The 2,754-nt window shown below is 53.2% G+C and carries 1 rRNA gene; it reads right to left on the bottom strand.

Features of this window, described 5'->3' with window-relative positions:
* Positions 1–20: 20 nt before the first annotated feature.
* Positions 21–2,754, bottom strand: a 23S ribosomal RNA gene (locus tag ACCW76_RS20870); the annotation flags it as partial.

Raw genomic sequence — 2,754 nt, 5'->3', positions numbered from 1 at the left:
AAAAACGCCTCTGGCGTTGTAAGGTTAAGCCTCACGGGTCATTAGTACCGGTTAGCTCAATGCATCGCTGCACTTACACATCCGGCCTATCAACGTCGTCGTCTTCAACGTCCCTTCAGGACTCTCTGGGAGTCAGGGAGAACTCATCTCGGGGCAAGTTTCGTGCTTAGATGCTTTCAGCACTTATCTTTTCCGCACTTAGCTACCGGGCAATGCCATTGGCATGACAACCCGAACACCAGTGGTGCGTTCACTCCGGTCCTCTCGTACTAGGAGCAACCCCCCTCAATTCTCCAGCGCCCACGGCAGATAGGGACCGAACTGTCTCACGACGTTCTAAACCCAGCTCGCGTACCACTTTAAACGGCGAACAGCCGTACCCTTGGGACCTACTTCAGCCCCAGGATGTGATGAGCCGACATCGAGGTGCCAAACACCGCCGTCGATATGAACTCTTGGGCGGTATCAGCCTGTTATCCCCGGAGTACCTTTTATCCGTTGAGCGATGGCCCTTCCATTCAGAACCACCGGATCACTATGACCTGCTTTCGCACCTGCTCGAGCCGTCACTCTCGCAGTCAAGCTGGCTTATGCCATTGCACTAACCTCCTGATGTCCGACCAGGATTAGCCAACCTTCGTGCTCCTCCGTTACTCTTTGGGAGGAGACCGCCCCAGTCAAACTACCCACCAGACACTGTCCGCAGCCCGGATTACGGGCCTACGTTAGAACATCAAACATTAAAGGGTGGTATTTCAAGGTTGGCTCCACGCAGACTGGCGTCCACGCTTCAAAGCCTCCCACCTATCCTACACATCAAGGCTCAATGTTCAGTGTCAAGCTATAGTAAAGGTTCACGGGGTCTTTCCGTCTTGCCGCGGGTACACTGCATCTTCACAGCGATTTCAATTTCACTGAGTCTCGGGTGGAGACAGCCTGGCCATCATTACGCCATTCGTGCAGGTCGGAACTTACCCGACAAGGAATTTCGCTACCTTAGGACCGTTATAGTTACGGCCGCCGTTTACCGGGGCTTCGATCAAGAGCTTCTCCTTGCGGATAACCCCATCAATTAACCTTCCGGCACCGGGCAGGCGTCACACCGTATACGTCCACTTTCGTGTTTGCACAGTGCTGTGTTTTTAATAAACAGTTGCAGCCAGCTGGTATCTTCGACTGCCTTCAGCTCCATCCGCGAGGGACTTCACCTGATGACAGCGTGCCTTCTCCCGAAGTTACGGCACCATTTTGCCTAGTTCCTTCACCCGAGTTCTCTCAAGCGCCTTGGTATTCTCTACCTGACCACCTGTGTCGGTTTGGGGTACGATTTCGTGTTACCTGGAGCTTAGAGGCTTTTCCTGGAAGCAGGGCATCAGTTACTTCACCACCGTAGTGGCTCGTCATCACACCTCAGCGTTAAAAAGAGTCCGGATTTACCTAAACTCTCCGCCTACATGCTTAAACCGGGACAACCGTCGCCCGGATAACCTAGCCTTCTCCGTCCCCCCTTCGCAGTAACACCAAGTGCAGGAATATTAACCTGCTTCCCATCGACTACGCTTTTCAGCCTCGCCTTAGGGGTCGACTCACCCTGCTCCGATTAACGTTGAACAGGAACCCTTGGTCTTCCGGCGAGCGGGCTTTTCACCCGCTTTATCGTTACTTATGTCAGCATTCGCACTTCTGATACCTCCAGCAAACCTCACAGTTCACCTTCAACGGCTTACAGAACGCTCCCCTACCCAACAACACATAGTGTCGCTGCCGCAGCTTCGGTGCATGGTTTAGCCCCGTTACATCTTCCGCGCAGGCCGACTCGACCAGTGAGCTATTACGCTTTCTTTAAATGATGGCTGCTTCTAAGCCAACATCCTGGCTGTCTGTGCCTTCCCACATCGTTTCCCACTTAACCATGACTTTGGGACCTTAGCTGGCGGTCTGGGTTGTTTCCCTCTTCACGACGGACGTTAGCACCCGCCGTGTGTCTCCCGTGATAACATTCTCCGGTATTCGCAGTTTGCATCGGGTTGGTAAGCCGGGATGGCCCCCTAGCCGAAACAGTGCTCTACCCCCGAAGATGAGTTCACGAGGCGCTACCTAAATAGCTTTCGGGGAGAACCAGCTATCTCCCGGTTTGATTGGCCTTTCACCCCCAGCCACAAGTCATCCGCTAATTTTTCAACATTAGTCGGTTCGGTCCTCCAGTTAGTGTTACCCAACCTTCAACCTGCCCATGGCTAGATCACCGGGTTTCGGGTCTATACCCTGCAACTTAACGCCCAGTTAAGACTCGGTTTCCCTGCGGCTCCCCTATACGGTTAACCTTGCTACAGAATATAAGTCGCTGACCCATTATACAAAAGGTACGCAGTCACCTGACAAATCAGGCTCCCACTGCTTGTACGTACACGGTTTCAGGTTCTGTTTCACTCCCCTCGCCGGGGTTCTTTTCGCCTTTCCCTCACGGTACTGGTTCACTATCGGTCAGTCAGGAGTATTTAGCCTTGGAGGATGGTCCCCCCATATTCAGACAGGATACCACGTGTCCCGCCCTACTCTTCGAACTCACAGAAGGTGCATTTTTGTGTACGGGAGTATCACCCTGTACCCTGCGACTTTCCAGACGCTTCCACTAATGCACAAACTGATTCAGGTTCTGGGCTGTTCCCCGTTCGCTCGCCGCTACTGGGGGAATCTCGGTTGATTTCTTTTCCTCTGGGTACTTAGATGTTTCAGTTCCCCAGGTTCGCCTCG

The sequence above is a fragment of the Pantoea sp. C8B4 genome, assembly GCF_051336905.1.
GTDB classification, from domain to species: domain Bacteria; phylum Pseudomonadota; class Gammaproteobacteria; order Enterobacterales; family Enterobacteriaceae; genus Pantoea; species Pantoea rwandensis_B.
The sequence above is the reverse complement of the archived record's forward strand: the minus strand, read 5'-3'. Positions and strand labels throughout refer to the sequence as shown.